This window comes from Vibrio sp. V03_P4A6T147 (genome assembly GCF_002241085.1).
GTDB classification, from domain to species: domain Bacteria; phylum Pseudomonadota; class Gammaproteobacteria; order Enterobacterales; family Vibrionaceae; genus Vibrio; species Vibrio anguillarum.
Window position 1 is genome coordinate 1 of the sequence record NZ_NDIO01000227.1, and the last position, 19125, is coordinate 19125.

General features: G+C 44.4%; 12 protein-coding genes. 7 read left to right on the top strand and 5 right to left on the bottom strand.

The features are described from left to right. A partial coding sequence (gene ompU / locus B9J84_RS08965; protein ID WP_094123977.1) for a porin OmpU occupies positions 1-974 on the top strand: 974 nt, incomplete at its 5' end. 99 nt (positions 975-1073) lie between these two features. Then, the gene (dacB, locus tag B9J84_RS08970; RefSeq protein WP_094123978.1) at positions 1074-2516 is read left to right on the top strand and encodes a serine-type D-Ala-D-Ala carboxypeptidase; all 1443 of its coding nucleotides are present in this window, start codon (positions 1074-1076) and stop codon (positions 2514-2516) included. Here dacB and B9J84_RS08975 read toward each other — a convergent pair. Next, positions 2495-3340, bottom strand: coding sequence for a magnesium transporter (locus B9J84_RS08975; protein WP_026027515.1), 846 nt, complete (start codon positions 3338-3340; stop codon positions 2495-2497). The two genes, dacB and B9J84_RS08975, sit on opposite strands and share 22 nt — an antisense overlap. A gap of 489 nt (positions 3341-3829) precedes the next feature. Beyond that, on the bottom strand, positions 3830-5017 hold the full coding sequence (gene tyrS, locus B9J84_RS08985) for a tyrosine--tRNA ligase (RefSeq protein WP_094123979.1): 1188 nt from the start codon (positions 5015-5017) through the stop codon (positions 3830-3832). Between the two features lie 129 nt (positions 5018-5146). On the opposite strand from tyrS, the gene B9J84_RS08990 reads away from it, so the two are divergent. Next, a complete protein-coding gene (locus B9J84_RS08990; protein ID WP_094123980.1) occupies positions 5147-6439 on the top strand; it encodes a peptidoglycan DD-metalloendopeptidase family protein in 1293 nt (430 codons plus the stop codon). A gap of 51 nt (positions 6440-6490) precedes the next feature. Here the strand turns inward: B9J84_RS08990 and B9J84_RS08995 are convergent, their stop codons facing one another. From B9J84_RS08995 to erpA, 3 genes are all read right to left on the bottom strand, one after another. Beyond that, a complete protein-coding gene (locus tag B9J84_RS08995; RefSeq protein ID WP_094123981.1) occupies positions 6491-9589 on the bottom strand; it encodes an efflux RND transporter permease subunit in 3099 nt (1032 codons plus the stop codon). 8 nt (positions 9590-9597) lie between these two features. Beyond that, complete coding sequence (locus tag B9J84_RS09000) at positions 9598-10704, bottom strand: efflux RND transporter periplasmic adaptor subunit (RefSeq protein ID WP_094123982.1); 1107 nt, start codon at positions 10702-10704, stop codon at positions 9598-9600. A gap of 126 nt (positions 10705-10830) precedes the next feature. Beyond that, complete coding sequence (gene erpA / locus B9J84_RS09005) at positions 10831-11172, bottom strand: iron-sulfur cluster insertion protein ErpA (RefSeq protein ID WP_026027518.1); 342 nt, start codon at positions 11170-11172, stop codon at positions 10831-10833. A 322-nt stretch (positions 11173-11494) separates the two neighbouring features. Here erpA and hemL point away from each other — a divergent pair, with 322 nt between their 5' ends. From hemL to B9J84_RS09025, 4 genes are all read left to right on the top strand, one after another. Then, positions 11495-12790, top strand: a complete 1296-nt coding sequence (gene hemL, locus B9J84_RS09010; RefSeq protein ID WP_094123984.1) for a glutamate-1-semialdehyde 2,1-aminomutase — start codon at positions 11495-11497, stop codon at positions 12788-12790. Positions 12791-13067: 277 nt separating this feature from the next. Further along, positions 13068-14153 (top strand): AI-2E family transporter, encoded by a 1086-nt coding sequence (locus tag B9J84_RS09015; protein WP_094123983.1) that lies wholly within the window; start codon positions 13068-13070, stop codon positions 14151-14153. A gap of 84 nt (positions 14154-14237) precedes the next feature. Next, positions 14238-15281 (top strand): 16S rRNA (guanine(1207)-N(2))-methyltransferase RsmC, encoded by a 1044-nt coding sequence (gene rsmC / locus B9J84_RS09020; protein WP_047690089.1) that lies wholly within the window; start codon positions 14238-14240, stop codon positions 15279-15281. A gap of 199 nt (positions 15282-15480) precedes the next feature. Then, on the top strand, positions 15481-18870 hold the full coding sequence (locus tag B9J84_RS09025) for a response regulator (RefSeq protein ID WP_094123985.1): 3390 nt from the start codon (positions 15481-15483) through the stop codon (positions 18868-18870). Positions 18871-19125 lie beyond the last annotated feature (255 nt).

A 19125-nucleotide genomic window follows, 5' to 3' on the forward strand; every position in this document is an offset into this window, starting at 1 on the left:
CTTTAGCAGTATCAGCTGCTGCAGTAGTAACTGGTGTAAATGCTGGTGAGCTATACAACCAAGACGGTACATCTCTAGAAATGGGCGGCCGCGCAGAAGCACGTCTTTCTCTTAAAGATGGCAAAGCGGACGATGCATCACGCGTACGTCTAAACTTCCTAGGTAAAGTAGCGATCAACGACAGCCTATACGGCGTTGGTTTCTACGAAGGCGAATTTACTACTGCTGATGAAGGCACTGCTGACAACAAAGGTGATTTGGACAACCGTTACACTTATGCTGGTATCGGCGGTAACTTCGGTGAAGTGACTTACGGTAAAAACGACGGCGCGCTAGGTGTTATCACTGACTTTACCGATATCATGTCATACCACGGCAACAAAGCAGCGTATAAAATTGTTGTAGCAGACCGCGTAGACAACATGGTGGCTTATAAAGGTCAATTTGCTGATCTAGGCGTTAAAGCAAGCTACCGTTTTGCTGACCGTCAAGAAAGCACGTCTGCAATCACAGACAACAACGCAGACGGCTACTCTCTATCAGCTATCTATGCAATCGGTGACACTGGCGTTAAGCTAGGTGCGGGTTATGCAGATCAAGATACAGCAGCGAATGCGTCTTCTGATCAATACATGCTAGCAGCGTCTTACGCTATCTCTGATTTTTACTTCGCTGGTACTTTTGTTGATGGTCAAGACAAAGCAGCAAGCAAAACAGATAAAACTGGTTATGAGCTAGCAGCAAAATACACTATGGGTCAAGCTGTATTCACTTCTACATACAACTACCTAGAGTCTAAAACTTCTGGCGCTAAAAAAGATGAAGCGGATAGCTTTGCAGTTGATGCAACTTACTTCTTCAAACCTAACTTCCGTTCGTACATCTCTTACAACTTCAACCTACTTGATTCAGACAAAGTAGGTAAAGCTGCATCTGAAGACGAACTAGCACTAGGTCTACGTTACGACTTCTAATTCTTGGCTTAATGTCATAGATTTAAAACGCCTGCTTGCTAGCAGGCGTTTTTTTATCTCGCTATACTGTATGCACACTCCGCCCTGAAATGCCGTGTTATGCTCTTATTAAACCGCAGTGCTTTTTTATTCATACTCTCATTCTTCCTTCCTTTATCGACTTTGGCGTATACGCCTTTGCAAACACTGCCACAAGGTACTCGGGTGGGTTTATTCGTTCACTCTTTAGCCACTGAACAGGTTTTTCAAGATACTGATAACATACAAGCGCTTTTCCCTCCTGCCAGCACTTTAAAAATACTCACCGCGCTTGCCGCCACGCTAGAGCTTGGCGAACAATTTCGCTTCACGACTCAGCTAACTCAACATGGCGATGACATTGTTATTCACTTCTCTGGCGACCCTACGTTAACCAGCCAAGATATGAAGCAGCTACTCAGCGAGCTAAAAAAACAGGGCATCTCACAAATAAAAGGCAACCTTTGGTTAGATAATTCAGCCTTTTCAGGTTACGACCGCGCGGTTGGATCACCTTGGGATATTCTGGGGGTATGCTATAGCGCCCCATCAAGTGCAATCACTCTGGATGGTAATTGTGTACAAGCCTCTATTTATACGCAACCGAACGGGAAAACTCGGGTTTATGTGCCTGAGCACTATCCCATTCACGTGACCAGCTACGCAAGAAGTGTTACTAAGACTGAACAAGAGAGCGCTCGCTGTGATTTAGAACTGCGTACTTCAGAGCAGAACCATTACCAGCTCGACGGCTGTTTGGCCGAGCGAACACAACCTCTGCCACTAAAGTTTGCCGTGCAAGACCCAAACTTATACGCCACACGTATGATTTATAAGCAACTCAAACAAGTGGGCATTGAATTACTAGGCGAGGTTAAGCTGGGTGTAAAGCAAGATGAACTGAGCATAGAAAAGGGTTCATTGATAGCAACACATCAATCTATGCCACTGTACCCGTTGTTAGAAATGATGCTTAAAGAGTCTGACAATTTGATTGCTGACAGTTTAACCAAAACACTTGGCCAGCATTTTTTTATTCAACCCGGCAGTTTTAGTAATGGCACCGAGGCGATAAAGCAGATCCTTTTTTCTCGAACAGGCATCAACTTGGCACAAGCTCAGTTGGCTGATGGTTCGGGTTTATCACGTAACAACCGCCTGTCAGTACAAAATATGGTGGATGTGCTGAATTACATTTGGATTAATAATCAAACCCTTAAGCTTATTGATATCATGCCTAAAGCAGGTGAATCCGGTACCTTACAGTACCGACGTAGTATGCGTGGCCAAGCTATACAAGGGCAACTGATTGCCAAAAGTGGTTCGCTTTATGGAACGCATAACATGGCGGGCTTCGGTTTAGATAAACAAGGAAAACCGAGTACATTATTTGTTCAATTCATCACTGATTATTATCCGCAAGATCAAGGCGATAACACTAGTGTTACCGCCCCGATTGCTCAATTTGAGACGCTCTTCTTTGAAGATGTCGTTAAGTTCAGTCAGCTCAGTCCTAATGAATAGTTCACCACGTTAAAGTAGATCCACATACCCGAAATATCGACGATAGAAGCCAGTACAGGGCTAACTAATACCGCAGGATCTAAGTTAAAAACGCGCGCAGCAATGGGTAATAAGCCGCCAATCGTCGTAGAAATAGTGACTTGGATAAAGAGCGCAACCGCAATTGCAAACGCAATGTTTTCTAGTGGAAAGCCCCCGGTTGAGTTGGCATCACTAAACAACATAATGCGAGCCACCATCACCGCAGAGATAGCCAACGCAAGGCAAACCGCAACACGGCACTCCTTCCATAATACACGCAACCATTGACGTTTGCGTAATTCACCAACCGCCAACGCACGCACGACTAACGTCGCAGCTTGCGAGCCAGTATTCCCACCTGCAGCGGCAATAACAGGCATATACACAGCCAAGAGCACAAGCTGGCTCAATGTATCTTCGTACTGGGTAATAATCAGTCCGGATACGATACCAAGTAGTGCCAATACAATAATCCAGCCAATACGCTGCTTCACATGTTCAATCACGCTAGTGGTTAAATAACTTTGCGCCGTTTCAACTTCTGAGTAAATAAACCCCAATTGGTTAGCGTAATGGCGAGCGCGAATGTCATAGCCCCCTTTATCTAATTCACTGAGTAGTTGCTGAACATAACCAATAGTACAGTGACGTAAAATCGCCACTGCCTCTTCGATAGGCATCACTGCCAATAAATGTACCTGTTTTTGCTGTTCGTACTGCAAAAATGCATTACGAGCCGCACCAATCTCTTCCAAAGAAAAGTTAGGTGAATTTTCAATATAAATGTTGCTCATTACCGTCATGGCGAATCTCCCGATTGGCAAAGGTAACGACCATCGAAATGATACCCAAATGCAATATATTCATGAGCAATGACGTCATTGTTCATCAATGTAATTCATAGATAGGTTTTCATCTCAAACTAGAGAGCAGGAGAAAAATCGAGAGGAGTAAATCAGAAAAGATAAGCCCTACCACTGAAGGTAGGAGCGAAGATCGCCAATACCGAAAGCGGTTATTTTTCTCCCTTCATACTAGGGGGATGGTCGGTATTGTTCATAAAAATCTCCGAAAGTACTGCTCAATTAGCAGTGCGCAAATTGTACCAAAGCCTTTGGCGAAATACACTCTGATCTTTGCATCCAATGCGTTTCAATTTCAACCATACTCAATCACAAAAAACCACCATTCAGATTGGAGATTTAATGGCTAATTAATATGCCAAGATCAGGCCCAGCAAAAAAGCGCCCTTAGGCGCTTTGATGAATAGACGGTTCACTTTACTGTGATTTTTACTTTACAGTAACTCGTGCGAACTTACGCTTGCCGACTTGGTAAACATAAGTCCCCGCGGCTGGTATATTTTTGCTGTCGTCGATTTTTTCGCCATCTTGTTTGGCTCCGCCTTGCTTGATCATTCGCATCGCATCAGACGTTGAAGCCACTAAACCCGCCTCTTTGAGCAGGTTAGTGATAGCAATACCCGCTGCAAATTCAAATTCTGGCATCTCTTCTGGCATCGCACCTTTTTGGAATCGGTTGATGAACTCTTGCTCAGCCGCATCCGCCTCTTCTTTAGAGTGAAAACGTGCAATGATCTCTTTCGCCAGTAAGATTTTGAGATCGCGTGGGTTTGTGCCATTTTCAACATCAGCTTTGAACTGTGCGACTTCTTCCAATGGACGGAAAGAAAGCAGCTCGTAGTAGCTCCACATTAATGTGTCAGAGATCGACATGATTTTGCCAAACATTTCACTTGGCGATTCACTGACACCAATGTAGTTGTGCGCTGATTTGGACATTTTTTTCTCGCCATCCAAACCAACAAGCAGTGGCATCATCAAGACAACTTGTGGTTTTTGACCATGTGCTTTTTGCAGTTCACGGCCCATCAATAGGTTGAATTTTTGGTCAGTGCCGCCAAGCTCAACATCTGTCTCCATTGCGACTGAATCATAACCCTGTAGGAGTGGATACATGAATTCATGAATGGCAATAGGCTGACCATTAGCGTAGCGCTTTTTGAAATCATCTCGCTCTAGCATGCGTGCCACTGTTTGGTTCGATGCAAGACGGATCATGCCTTCCGCGCCCAGTAGAGACAACCATTCAGAGTTAAACTGAATTTTCGTTTTAGCCGGGTCAAGAATCTTAAACACTTGTGTCTTATAGGTTTCAGCATTACGCAAAACATCGTCACGAGTGAGCGGTGGACGCGTGGTGTTTTTACCGCTTGGGTCACCAACCATACCCGTGAAATCACCAATCAAAAAGGTGACTTCATGGCCCAAATCTTGAAATGCACGTAATTTATTGAGGATCACCGTATGTCCAAGATGGATATCTGGAGCCGTTGGATCAGCACCTAATTTAATGCGCAGTGGACGGTTTTCTTTCAGTTTCGCGATCAATTCATCTTCTGGGATTAGCTCTTCAACGCCGCGTTTAATTTCAGCTAAAGCCGCTTCAATACTCGCCATTCTTGTTCACTCCTACAGATTTGGCAAAATTTAATAGTTGAACATCTTACTTGAATAGCGATGCTTTTTGAAACCAGTTAGACTAACGAACCGGCTAATTTCTTTATAATTTACTAAACGAACCTAAATATGCTTTCAATTTTCGCTCGTCTCCCTTGGGTGCATCGAATCCTCATCGCCTTTTTAAGCGCAATCATGGTTTTAGCGCTGCTATTTCTACCAAACCCTGAAGATCTCGCTCAGGATCCGAATCGTCTAGAAATTGGTCGCCATTATCCATTAACCATTAACGCAGAAGCACTCTCTCCAGGAATATCTATCTCGCCTTCCACCATGCTGCGTTGGGAAACTTATCAAGTTAAATCGGGGGAAAGTGCCGCCGTATTATTTCAGCGAATTGGGCTTTCGGCTCGCTTACTCTATGAACTCACGGCAACAAATCGTGATATTGACAGCCAGCTTTCACGACTTAAGCCAGGAGATGAGCTGCAATTTGGCTTTGATGAAAATAATGAACTTGTTCAACTCAATCGCATTATTAGCGCCTTTGAAACCTTTCGTATCACTAAATCGGGCGATGGCTTTACTTCTGAGTTTGATAAAAAAGAGCTGATGTTCCAGTACAACTATGCCGAAGCGATCATTACTTCAAATTTTTGGAATGCGGGAATAAGCGCGGGTTTAACGGCAAATCAAATCATGGAGTTAGCGGGTATATTTGGTTGGGATGTGGATTTTGCGTTAGATATTCGTGAAGGTGACCAATTTAAGCTGCTATTCCAAGAAAAGGTGGTGGAAGGTGAGGTAATTGGCCGCGGAAATATCATTGCCGCCGCCTTTACCAACCAAGGTACGACGTTCACAGCAATATTGGACGATGCAACAGGCAATTACTATGACGAAAATGGCCGGGCCATGAAAAAGGCCTTTTTACGCTCGCCGATCGATTTTCGTCGCGTGACATCGAATTTCAATCCTGTGCGTCGCCACCCCGTCACAGGAAAAGTCACCGCACACAGAGGAACCGATTATGCCGCGCCAGTTGGTACCCCAATTTGGGCCGCCGGCGATGGTGTGGTTGAGAAATCAAGTTACAACCAATTTAATGGTAATTATGTGTTTATTCGTCACAGCAACACCTACATTACCAAATACCTACACTTACAACGACGTATGGTCAAAACTGGTCAACGAGTCAAGCAAGGACAAACGATTGGTACTTTAGGAGGGACAGGAAGAGTCACCGGCCCTCATCTCCACTATGAATTTTTGGTCAACGGTGTACACAAAAACCCAAGAACGGTCTCTTTACCACAATCTAAATCCTTAACGGGCCAAGCAAAAACCACCTTTATCGCCAATGCTCAAATTAGGCTTGGGAAGCTAGAACGCTATAGCCAATTACTCTATGCCAATAAATAATAAGAAAAGGCCCACCAATAATGTGGGCCTCATTGTGTAAGATTGAGTAGATTACTCTTCGAGAGTAGGTGGTGGTTCCTTACGCCCCAACATCAACAAGCAAGGCGTCAGCACTAACGTTAAGACAGTGGCAAAAGCAAGGCCTCCCGCAACGGCCGTGGCGAGTTGTGACCACCATTGCGTGCTGGGAGCGCCAAACTCAATTTTCTGGTTAATCAAGTCGATGTTCATCTCCAGCACCATTGGCAATAACCCTAAAATAGTCGTCACTGTGGTCAATAAGACGGGTCTTAAACGCTGAACACCAGTGCGTAAAATGGCCTCTTGTTTGGACAAGCCTCTGCGTATCAGTTGGTTATAAGTATCTATCAATACGATATTGTTATTCACCACGATGCCGGCCAAGGCGATGACCCCAATACCTGACATAATAATGCCGAAAGGTTTTTGGAAAATCAGCAGACCTGCAAATACTCCGACCGTTGAAAACAGTACTGCACTTAAAATGAGGAATGCTTGGTAAAAACTATTAAATTGCGTAACCAGAATTAACCCCATCACCACCAGCGCAATCAAAAATGCATTTTTTAGAAATTCTGAGGAATGTTCCTGCTCTTCATTTTGTCCTCGTAATTTAAACTCCACCCCATTAGGTAAATTCAGTTCCGACAATGCTTGAGTAACTTTGGGCAATTCAAGGGCCAGATTATACCCTTCCTTTAGATCCGCCATAATATCGATAACCCGTCGACCATCAATCCGTTTGATCGTATCTTGTTTGTGATCCGGTTTTATCTGCGCAAAATTGGTTATCGGCACCAGACCTGCGGGTGTGTTGACCCGTAACTGATCAAATCGACCAATATCCCGCTTATCCTCTGGATAACGCACCAAAATATCGACCTCTTCGTTTGCATCATCAGGCAAGTAGTCACCAATTTTTAGTCCATTAGTCACAAATTGCACTGTGTTACCCACCAATGTCGCATCGGCTGAAAATCGAGAAGCATCATCACGTCGAATATCAATTCGCCAGTCAATTCCTTCTTTATTTGAGGTGTCACTGATATTAGTCAACGCGGGATTGTTATCAGCCCACTTTCTGACCATTTTAGCGGCCTCATTAAGATTTTCAGGAGTACGCGCCGACATTTCAATCACCAGATCATGCTCAACCGGTGGCCCTGCATCTGGAAATTTATACTCGATTTCCACCCCTGAAAACTGATCTGTGGTGCTTTTAAGCTCTTCAATAATCGCTTTGACGGTGCGGCGATATTGCCAATCAACAGGGGTAATTTGAATCTGGCCAATTTCATCCTCTCCCCCCGTTCGAGTATAGACGCTCTCAAATTCCTCATGACCAAGCATCACCAGCTCAATTTCTCGCATTAAGGTGTCTTTTTCTTGGATGGAAAGATCGCCATAAGAACGAACTTTAACGGTGAAATAAGGCGGATCCACCTCTGGGAAGAATTCGGCACCGAGCCCTGCTTTGGCATAAGCAAAACCAATCACAATCGCGAGCACTATCGCACTGAACAGTATTTTAAGTGGGTGACGAATCGCAATGGCCAACGTGTGATAATAGAGCTTGGTGATGCCCGTCGCTTGGGCAAAATCACCTTCATGTAAAGCAATCATCCGTGCTTGACTGGCAGACGAAGCATGTTGCGGTCGGCCAATTAAGCCTCCCAGCACAGGAACAAAAAGCAGTGCCATAATCAATGAAGCAGCCAGTGTAGCGATAAGCGTGAGAGGCAAGTATTTCATGAACTCACCCGTGATATCTGGCCAAAAAAGCAGAGGGGCAAAAGCGGCTAAAGTAGTAGCAGTTGATGCGGTAATCGGCCATGCCATCCGTTTTGCGGCATCTCGATACGCTTCTTTACGCGGCACACCTTCTTGCATGCGCCGATCAGCAAACTCAGTTACCACTATGGCTCCATCAACCAGCATGCCAACCGCCATAATTAATGCAAATAACACGACAATATTGACGGTTAGTCCAAACACCGACAAGACTAATAATCCGGTCAAAAATGAGCCTGGTATTGAGATACCAACCAGCAGCGCCGTCCTCATTCCCAAAATAGCGATAATCACGATCACGACTAAAATAATGGCCGACAGAATATTGTTTTGTAGATCGTTGAGCATGATTTCAACGTCTTTCGACTCATCCCACGTGTATTTCACCAACAAATTACTTGGCCAATCTTCCCGTTTTTGCGCCTCTCCCATTACCGTTTTTACCAGCTCAACGGTTTCGATGATATTTTCACCAGCACGCTTTTTAACGTCCAACACCACCGCCGATTTGCCATCTAAACGAGCAAAGCTTTCGGGGTCCCGAAATGCTCGCCTGACGGTCGCGATATCGCCAAAGGTGATGACTTGCTTACCATCAACCTTCACCGGAAGCTCTAACACATCTTTCAAGGATTCAAAAACTGAAGGAACCTTTACGGAAAAACGTCCGTAGCCCGTATCGACGAAACCCGCCGCAACGACTTTATTATTCAGTGCGATTAAGTTATAGATATCGCCTTGATCGAGTCCGTAACTTTCCATCAATAGGGGATCGACAATGATCTCAACAATATCTTCGCGATCGCCAGCGATATCAACTTCTAATACTTGTCGGTAGCTTTCTAATTTGTCTCTCAACTGCCTTGCAATTTGTACGATAGCTCGCTCTGGTAAAGTGCCATAAAGCACCACTGATAATACCGGTTGCTCTGATGCCAATGTTACTTCGTTCACGGTCGGCTCATCGCTGTCTGCTGGTAGCTTCGGCTCGGCCAAATTGACCGCATCTCTCACATCCGCCATCGCTTTATCAAGGTTAACGCCAACGTTAAATTCCAAAACTACAGAAGCATGCCCTTCGGAAGCATTCGACGTCATCTCTTTTACGCCTTCAATAGAGCGCATTTCTTGCTCTAGGGGCCGCACGATAAGGCGCTCAGCATCACTCGGTGATATGCCTTGATGACTTACGGAGACATAAATAATAGGAATAGTAATGTCAGGGCTCGATTCTTTAGGGATCGAAAAATAGGTCGCTACGCCAGCGATCAAGATAAAAATCAGCAGCGATAACATAGTGCGCGAGCGAGATAGCGCCGCATCAATAATAGAAAACATGGCGCCCCCTACTGCGCTGAGTGGTTAGGTTTCTTGACCGCAATCACTTGATCACCATCTCGAACAAAACCTTGCCCAACAGTGATAATATCCACCGTCTCCCCTAGCCCAGTTAGCCACACACCATCTTGCTCCGCTTTTACCAATTGAATGGGGATGAAGCGAACACGATCTTGCTGCAGAGTTTTAACACCTAAATTTCCTTGATCATCAAGCGCAAGCATGGCAGGCGTGATTTTCACCGCCAGTTGTGTTTCCAAACTCATCTCCACTTCAGCGCTCACACCCGCGGGGATCGTTTGATTGGGATTGTCTAATTCCACTTCGATAGCAAACGTGTTGGTGGTAGGCGATGAGACGCGAGAAATATAACGAACCTTGCCATCGACAGTAGAACCATCGATAAAACGTACACGAGCAATTTGGTCTTGTTTGATTTTTTGGATGTGTCGTTCGCTGACATCCGCTTCTATCACTAATTTACTGAGATCAATAAAGGTGATCATCGGGTCACCCACTCCGACAAAATCGCCTTTTTCTATCAATATGTCTTCAACAATGCCATCGAAGGGAGCCACAACTGACGTATTACGTAAAGCCAATTGGGCACGACTTTGCACAGCGCTGGCTTCCGCTAAAGCGGCTTGCGCCGAAGCAAAGGCCACTTCGCCTTGCAAACCTCGATTTTTTAACGACTCAGCGGCACTGAATTCTTTTTGTTTGAGTTTGAACAAGGCTTGCGCACTCTCTAATTGAGCCGCTAGATCAGCTTGATCGATTAAGACGATCTGTTGTCCTTTATTGACAGGCTGTCCTTTTGCTATCGATATCTGAGTAATTTTCCCTGCGATTTCAGCACCAATTTTAGCTTGACGATTAGGTGCGGTCCGACCGTAAAGATCGATATGCTTATCGGTCAATTCAGCCTCAAAAGATTGGTAAATAACTTTCGCAAGAGGAATGGTGTCATTGGCAGTTTGCCGGGGCTCTTCCGCTTTCAATGCCCCAAAACCTAACCAAAAACAGAGAAGTAAAATAAAAATCGTCGAGAGTAGCCAAGGTCGTTGCGAAAAAAAGCGGCCAATAGATGAACGGCTGATTTTGGTATCAGGCATAAATAATCCTTTATTATGTTCTTGCCTTCTTAAGGTTAAGGCAAAGCCCTACATAACATCCAAATACATAGGGCTATTAAGCTTAATTAGCTACAGTAGATTAATTGTGCATCGAACCTTTTTTAGTTAAACACTAAATGATGCACCACAACCGCATGTTGTTGTTGCATTAGGATTGTTGACAAAAAAACGAGAGCCTTCTAGGCCTTCTGTGTAATCGACAATGCCACCTATCAAATATTGTAAGCTCATCGGGTCAACCACTAATGTCACGCCACTATTAACTATTGTGGTATCGCCATCGTTTACATTTTCATCAAAGGTAAACCCATATTGAAAACCGCTACAACCACCACCAGTAATATAAACGCGCAGTTTTAGCGCTGGATTCTCTTCTTCAGCAATCAACATTTTTACGCGTTGTGCTGCAGTATCAGAAAATGACAATGGTACATTTACTTCACTCACGATGGCCTCTCTCACTCGTGTTAATACCTGTCAGACTTATTATGCTTAACTTATGCCTGTAAAGGTGATTCTTGTTTAATAATGCAATGATTATCTAATACCTGACCTATTCGTTCAAGTATTCACCGTCACTTAAGCTAAAACTCCAACTATCGAGGCATTATGCACTGAAAAAACACTCACTGTCGCGTGAGTTGTACACTATACGGCGCTTATTTGGCTGTGAATGGGCTCAGAAAATGAGTGAAAAAAAGTGTCTTTGGTGAGTTTGGGTATACAATGCGACACCAACTGGTCCGAACAAGCAGAAGAGGATAAATCCATGACCAAATCAGCAGAGCTTTATCAAAAGGCACAACGTGCAATCCCCGGTGGAGTTAACTCTCCTGTACGTGCTTTTAACGGAGTTGGTGGCTCGCCGATTTTTATCGACCGCGCAGACGGCCCGTTGATTTTTGATGCTGATGGCAAAGCTTATATTGATTATGTCGGCTCTTGGGGGCCAATGATACTAGGCCACAACCATGCGGTCATTCGTGAAGCCGTGATAGGCGCAGCGCAGCGCGGTCTTAGTTTTGGTGCGCCGACCGAGATGGAAATCGATATGGCAGAATTAGTTTCTGAGCTGGTTCCATCGATGGAACAGTTGCGTATGGTCAGTTCCGGTACCGAAGCGACGATGAGCGCCATTCGTTTAGCTCGTGGATTCACTGGGCGCGATAAAATTTTAAAATTTGAAGGCTGCTATCACGGTCATGCGGACAGTTTGCTAGTAAAAGCAGGCTCTGGCGCCTTAACATTAGGCCAACCAAGCTCTCCTGGTGTGCCTGCTGATTTTGCTAAACATACACTGACCGCCACTTTTAATGATTTAGAATCTGTACGTGAATTGTTCGCGGCCAATAAAGAGCAAATAGCCTGCATTATTGTCGAACCAGTCGCGGGCAACATGAACTGCATTCCACCAGTAGAAGGGTTCCATGAAGGCTTACGTGAGATTTGTGACCAAGAAGGCGCTCTGCTGATCTTTGATGAAGTAATGACAGGTTTTCGTGTTGCACTAGGTGGTGCACAGGCTTACTACAACATCAAACCAGACTTAACAACGCTAGGGAAAGTGATTGGCGGTGGTATGCCTGTTGGCGCTTTTGGTGGACGCCGTGATGTGATGCAATACATCGCTCCAACGGGCCCGGTGTACCAAGCTGGTACGCTATCAGGTAACCCTGTGGCTATGGCTGCGGGTTATGCCTGCTTGACGCTTCTAAAAGAAGAAGGCAATGAAAAACGTCTCGCAGCCAAAACAAAGCAATTGGCTGATGGATTCAAAGAACTCGCAGACAAACACGGTATTCCTTTGCTGGTCAGCCAAGTTGGTGGCATGTTCGGCTTCTTTTTTACCGATCAAGAACGCGTCACCTGTTATGAAGAAGTCGCAAAATGTGATGTTGAACGTTTCAAGCGCTTCTTCCATTTGATGCTCGATCATGGTGTCTATTTAGCGCCTTCAGCTTTTGAAGCAAGTTTTACTTCTTTGGCGCACGGCTCCAAAGAAATTGAAGCGACATTAGAAGCGGCCGATCGCTGCTTTGCGATGATGGCAGCTCAAGCGGAATAAGCACCATTAGGCAGACTCATCATAATTATAAAGGGCTGTAGATCAGCCCTTTATTCATTTCAGACTCAATAAGCAAGCTATCATTGCCAGTAATAAATCACTAAAACGACCAACGCCATCATGCTGATGGCAAACCACGGTAGCTTCAACTTTTTTTTATGCTGGTTTTGACACCCTTTTTCATTATCACAACATCCCATCTCATCAGTTCCTCATTGATAACACGCTGATTTGCAGTCATTATAACCCTATTACTTTACAAGGTTGGATTAACAACGTGTCAGAAAAAGTGAAAATCACCTCTAGCCACTGGGTGCTCATTGCGGCACTTGTCGCTGCGGCTATTGCTTGTTATCTGTTGATTGCACCTTATATCAACTCGATTGTCATGGCTTTCATCATCTCGTTATTGATGTTTCCCATTCATGAATGGCTCGAACGAAAAATCCCCAAATACAAAAATACCGCCTCGTTTCTCTCGTGTATTATTTTGACGTTTATTATTGTGATTCCACTGCTGTTTGTCTTTGCTGCTATTGTGCAGCAAGGGTCGGTATTTTCTCAGAACATGTACCAATGGGTCACCCATGGTGGCATTCAAACCGCCTTTGCTCATCCTTGGATTGTCAAAGGACTCGCCATTGCGAATCAATATTTGCCCTTTGATGAAATTCAGCCACAACAAATCGCACAAAAAGTGGGGCAATTTGCCAGTTCATTTGGCACCAACTTGGTCAGTATTAGCGCAAAAGTGCTGGGTGATGCGACCAGTTTTTTGATGGATTTCTTCTTAATGCTGTTCGTGTTGTTTTTCCTACTCCGTGATCACGATAAGCTCATCAGCGCTCTTAGGCACATCTTGCCATTGTCGCGTAGTCAAGAAGACAGGTTGCTCTGCGAAATTGAGCAAGTCTCCAAATCGGCTGTCATGGGGTCATTCTTAACCGCAATAGCGCAAGGCTTTGCGGGTGGGTTTGGTATGTGGCTCGCCGGTTTCCCTGGGTTATTTTGGGGCACCATGATGGGGTTTGCTTCGTTTATTCCGGTTGTTGGTACTGCTCTGATATGGATTCCAGCCACTGTTTATCTCTTTCTAACCGGAGATAGCACATGGGGCATATTCTTGGCCCTCTGGAGCGTTATCATTGTTGGCTCAATTGATAATTTATTGCGGCCCTTTTTAATGCAAGGGAGCGCGGGTATGAACACCTTAATGATCTTCTTCTCTCTGCTCGGTGGTATTCAGCTGTTTGGCCTGATTGGGTTAATTTACGGCCCACTCATTTTTGCCATCACTATGGTGCTGTTTAATATTTATGAGGAAGAGTTTAAAGGTTTTCTCAATCAACAAGATAATAGCTAACTTTTGACTTACTAACGATCAAGCTAGAAGCAAGGGGCAGACTGTGCGAGAATCTGCCCCTCTTTTTTTAGCGCAGAGCCCACTATGTCCAGTTACACCGCACCAAGTCAAATTGCCCAGCGTCAGCTTGCTTATTTCGAAGGAAAACATCTTTTAGTGGCTGGAGAAGCGGAGGATTTATTTCCTGTAGAGTTAGCTAATCATTGTCGCTCTGTTTCGGTGTTCACCACTCATTATGGTTACTACCGCCAACTTGAATCCTATTCGCAAATTACATGTCATTTTGGCGCTCAATTTGAGCAAGAAACCGATGCTGACATGATTCTGCTTTACTGGCCCAAAGCGAAGCAGGAAGCTGAATATCTGCTTGCAATGCTGTTGGCCAAACTGGGCAAAGAGACTGAGATTGTGGTCGTGGGTGAAAACCGCTCGGGCATAAAAAGCATTGAAAAAATGTTTGCAGCTTATGGGGTGGTTAAAAAGTATGATTCAGCTCGACGATGTTCGTTCTATTGGGGGCAATGCACCCAGCAGCCACCAAGCTTCCAAATTGCAGACTGGTTCAAAACTTATCAGGTGCAGTATCAGCAACACTCACTGATTGTAAAAAGTTTACCTGGCGTATTTAGTCATGGCGAGTTTGACCTCGGCAGCCAACTGTTACTCGATACACTACCTAAACTAAGAGGAAAAGTTCTCGACTTTGGTTGTGGTGCTGGTGTGTTGGGTACTGTAATGGCCACATTAAACCCAGATATCGAGATTGAACTGTGCGATATCAGCGCGCTTGCGATTGAATCAACCAAAGCAACCTTGATAGCGAATAACATATCAGGGAATGTATTTGCCTCTGATGTCTACTCAGATACCGCTAAAGATTATCAATTTATCGTCTCAAACCCCCCTTTCCACTCCGGATTAGAGACCAGCTATAGTGCGACAGAAGCCTTACTGGCTAACGCACCAAGCCATCAAACCGTGAAAGGCGAACTTTTTATTGTGGCCAACAGTTTTCTTAAATATACCCCGCTGATTGAACAGGCTTATGGTCATTGCGAGGTGTTAAATAAGACTAACAAATTCATCATTTACCACGCAAAAAAAACATTACAAAAGTCACAACAATAAGTGTAATCCACTCTCAACTGGTCACTAAACTGGATGATTTTTACGAATTTTGCGTTAGTGACCACGCTTTCCACAGGACTTACTTGTCAAAGTAAAAAAACTCGTTAATTTCGTCACTTTAGGTTTTCTTTGTTTTTTTCATTCACTTTAACGACTACCTCATGTCGTTAAAGCCTCACGGAAAGTAATGCCTTTTTCTATGTTTAGGTTCTCTCGTAAGCAAAAATTTAAGCGCCTGCAAAATACTCTTATGCTGGCTTTTCTCGTTTTGAGCATCACGCCTTTAACTGTGACTGCCATTTTTTTTCTGCAATCACACACTAAAGATCTTCAAGAACAAAGCACGTCTCACTTATTGTCAGTCAGAGACACTAAGCAACAGCAAGTTCTCGATTACCTCACGGCCAAAGAATCAGAAGTGATGGGGTTTGTCCGTTCAGAGTTAGCTTATGCTAGTGGAGGGCGCTTTTACGGCTTAGTCAATGCGTTCCAAAGACTTGGTCTGGATATTGATCAAGCTCGTGAGCATGCCCAGCAGCGTTATATTCCTGGCTCTGGTGATCAGATAAAAACGTCAATATTGCCACAATCGAGCAGCTATGTAGGCAGTGAACGGTATCGCCTACTGCACAAACGCTATCATTGGGCGTATTTAGAACTGCTTAAACGTTCTGATTTTGACGATATTTTACTGGTGGATCTCGATGGTGATGTCGTTTATTCCGTTTATAAGCACGACAACTATGGGACGAATTTACTGACCGGAAAATACAAAGATAGCAATCTGGGTAAAACATTCCGCCAGTTAGAGCAGCAAGTTGGCGAACAACGAAAAATCAATGAAGAATATACACCAGTCATTATTTCTGACTTTTCACCACAAGAAGGGCAATCAGTTGCTTGGCTTGGCGCGCCCATTATTCAACAGGGCTACCTGCACAGCTACGCCATGTTCCGCCTACCAAACAATGGCATCACAAAACTCGTTGCTGACACCAATGCGACATCGCAAATAAGGACTTTACTGGTCGGGCAAGATCATCATTCTCGAATACTCTCTTACACGCAGCAAGAAATCGAGACTAGTCAAAAAGTGATCAATCTTGCGCTTTCTGGGTTGAGTGCCGTTGGTACTTACACCAATACATTGAATGAGAAAACCATTGCCGCCTATGCACCTGTTGCAAACAAAAATATCAATTGGGCTTTGGTTGTAGAGATACCAGAAAAAGAGGCTTATGCGCGAGTTCATCAGCTTGAGAAATTATTTATTTTCGCCATGCTAACCGCGATTATTTTAGTCGTCATCGCTTCACATTATCTCTCTAATTTTATTACCTCTCCCCTACTGAAGCTCACTTGGGCGGCAGAAAAAGTCTCAGCAGGGGATTTAGATGAAAATGTTATCAATACCGATCGTAAAGATGAGATTGGTCGACTCGCAGTGAGTTTTGAGCGTATGCAGCGTTCAATCCGAGAAAAAATGCAGCTGATTAAAGCGCAAAATAAAGAGCTCGAAAGCAATATTCAATTAATCCGCAAACAGAACGATGAGTTGCATCTCGCTAACAAACTAAAAGATGAATTCCTAGCCACAACGTCACATGAATTAAGAACACCGTTGCACGGTATGGTCGGTATTGCAGAAGCGCTGATCTCTGGGTCAAGTGGAGCTATCACGGCCGATCACCGTTATCAATTGGGCATAATCATCAGCAGTGGACAACGGCTGACAAACTTGGTCGATGACTTACTCGATTACCATAAGATGCGCTATGGCAGCTTGGATATCAAACAGTGTGCTGTTGATCTATCCGGCGCAACACGCTTAGTGTTAGAGCTGTCTAACCATCTACTCAACAAAAAGCCCATTCGCGTAATAAACCAAATCCCTGATGAATGCATTTGGGTCTCTGCCGATCCACAACGATTAGAGCAAGTGCTTTATAACCTTGTAGGAAATGCCATTAAATACACGACTGAAGGGAAAATTGTCATTTCAGCCAATGTGGTTGATGACAAGATTCGTGTCCAAGTTGTCGATACGGGGCAAGGCATTCCTGCTGAACAACTTGAACACATCTTCGAACCACTGATTCAAGCAGGGCAAGATGCCAGTCGTTATCGACAAGGCGCAGGCTTGGGTCTTTCGATCAGCCGTCAATTGATCGAATTAATGCAAGGAACGCTTTATGTCAGTAGCCAACCTATGGTCGGTACGACATTCAGCTTTACCTTGCCATTAGCATCAAAAGCGGAAATTGAGTCAACAAGCTATATGGAAGCTGGCCACTTCCAATCTCCGACCATTTCAGACATTGAACTGCCTGAAATGCATTCACTACCTGAAAATAAAGAAGGCCCAGTGCTACTGATAGCAGATGATGAACCCGTCAATCTGCGTGTCCTAGACAGCTTCCTACGTTTAGAAGGCTATCAAGTCCGCACCGCTAAAGATGGCAATGAAGTCATTAGCGCGGTCGAAAAAGAAAAACCGGAACTTCTACTGCTCGACATTATGATGCCAGGATTAAGCGGCTACCAAGTCTGTGAAAAGTTAAGAGAAACATACGATCATGCCGAGCTACCTATCATTATGTTGACGGCATTAAATCAAACTGACGATAGAGTTCGTGGTTTTGCAGCGGGAGCGAACGATTACTTATCGAAACCTTTTAATAAGCAAGAGCTCGCTGCACGTATTACGGCGCATTTAACGGCCAGCAAAGCTGAACAAAGACGTATTGAGAACAACCAACTGCAACAAGAGCTGAAGCATAGAGCAATGGTAGAGGCCAGTTTATTGGAAACCCAAGGCCGCCTACTAGAGCAGCTTGAATCCGCTCCTGAGGCCATTATTTGCATTCGAGACGATCATAAAATCCGCTTTGCGAACGAAGCGGCTGCTCGGTTATTTAAGCGCAGCCAAGAACAACTAAAGCGCTCAAATGCGGAAGAACTCATCGCCCCCAAATACTTAGTCGTCGAGCAAGAGCATTACTGCGGTAATATCGATATCTATGTCGAAGATACACGTCAGCATATGTCTGCTGATGTGTTACGACTACCGGATGGCTCTGGGTTGCAGGCTATGTACATATTTAACGTGGGTGGAAACATCAATGCAGCGCGCATCAATAACCTTGAAACCGCTATTGAAGCGCTATCCAGTTACGCATTTGAAGGCGATAAAGAAAAACTGCAACAGCTCAAAGAACTCGGTGGCGAGTTCACTCGTATCGCCGACAAAGTATCGGGAGAGAGTCAATCTAAGCAAGATTTAATGCGCGAAGTACTGGTTGAAGCAATGACCAGTGCTTTAGATTACTGGGAACGGGTCAGTAACCAAAGCAAGTTTACCTTTGCAGAGCAGAGTGGGCTATGGCGAGTGTATCTCGATAGAAGCACATTACAGACTCGGACACTAGACAAGTACTTACGTATCGAGACACTGCCTAAAACACCTCGCTGGCGTACCGTTCTTAATTCGTTAGATTACATTCTTGATCATTGTCAGGAGCACGGCCCTGAACGCTCTCACATCGAAGCGCAGCGCGATAAATTGCAAAAGCTACTGACATCACTCTAAGTACATCAACACCATTAAGCCTGCACTCTGCAGGCTTTTTTATCACTATATTTCCATGACCATCAACGGAACAACCACCCCATTGATGCATCCAGAGTGATGACTAGTTAAATTTAATCAATGTTAACCTCAAGCATCCATTACTCTGCTGCGCCTTATTCACTGCGTATTACAAACCTTACTTCTCAATAGAAAAAAAGAGGCAAAATGATGATAAAAATTGGAAGTAAAAACTGATTTCTAGGCAATTTCACC

Excerpts from the sequence above, each read along its gene's own strand:
- dacB (WP_094123978.1), top strand. The coding sequence starts at position 1,074 with ATGCTCTTATTAAACCGCAGTGCTTTTTTATTCATACTCTCATTCTTC.
- B9J84_RS08990 (WP_094123980.1), top strand. The coding sequence starts at position 5,147 with ATGCTTTCAATTTTCGCTCGTCTCCCTTGGGTGCATCGAATCCTCATC.
- B9J84_RS08975 (WP_026027515.1), bottom strand. The coding sequence starts at position 3,340 with ATGACGGTAATGAGCAACATTTATATTGAAAATTCACCTAACTTTTCT.
- rsmC (WP_047690089.1), top strand. The coding sequence starts at position 14,238 with ATGTCCAGTTACACCGCACCAAGTCAAATTGCCCAGCGTCAGCTTGCT.
- B9J84_RS09000 (WP_094123982.1), bottom strand. The coding sequence starts at position 10,704 with ATGCCTGATACCAAAATCAGCCGTTCATCTATTGGCCGCTTTTTTTCG.
- B9J84_RS08995 (WP_094123981.1), bottom strand. The coding sequence starts at position 9,589 with ATGTTTTCTATTATTGATGCGGCGCTATCTCGCTCGCGCACTATGTTA.
- tyrS (WP_094123979.1), bottom strand. The coding sequence starts at position 5,017 with ATGGCGAGTATTGAAGCGGCTTTAGCTGAAATTAAACGCGGCGTTGAA.
- B9J84_RS09025 (WP_094123985.1), top strand. The coding sequence starts at position 15,481 with ATGTTTAGGTTCTCTCGTAAGCAAAAATTTAAGCGCCTGCAAAATACT.
- hemL (WP_094123984.1), top strand. The coding sequence starts at position 11,495 with ATGACCAAATCAGCAGAGCTTTATCAAAAGGCACAACGTGCAATCCCC.